This window comes from Fodinibius halophilus (assembly GCF_011059105.1).
Lineage (GTDB): Bacteria > Bacteroidota > Rhodothermia > Balneolales > Balneolaceae > Fodinibius > Fodinibius halophilus.
Genome location: NZ_JAALLS010000082.1, coordinates 1 through 407, shown reverse-complemented (window position 1 = coordinate 407; position 407 = coordinate 1). Strand labels below are relative to the sequence as shown.

1 protein-coding gene is annotated in these 407 nt (G+C 49.9%); it reads right to left on the bottom strand.

The window, feature by feature from the left end; translation table 11 throughout:
• Positions 1 to 40: 40 nt before the first annotated feature.
• A partial coding sequence (locus tag G3569_RS18260) for an integrase core domain-containing protein (protein ID WP_165271522.1) occupies positions 41 to 407 on the bottom strand: 367 nt, incomplete at its 5' end.

Below are 407 nucleotides of genomic sequence, written 5' to 3'. Positions count from 1 at the left end.
TGGAATTGCTACAAAAAAATGGACAGTGAGTTAAGCCAGATCATGCAGCCAATTCTTGGTTTTCTGTTAAGTGATTCTCCATTTCTGCCGGTGTTCGGTAGTCTAGCGTAGAATGTAGCCGCTGGCGGTTATACCAGATCTCGATAAATTGGAAGATTACTCCTCGCAATTCTTGGTACCCGAAGCGCTTAGGTTCTATCGGTAGTTCTGCTTTAAAGGTTTTAAAGAAGCTCTCGGCCGGAGCGTTGTCCCAGCAGTTACCTTTCCGACTCATGCTTTGGCGGACCCGTGGTCGGGCTTCCAGCAGCTGGCGAAACTCCTGGCATGCGTATTGGATGCCACGGTCAGAATGGAAGATTAACGTCTGCTCGATCGCTCGCTTTTGACAGGCCTGCTTCCAGGCCGGA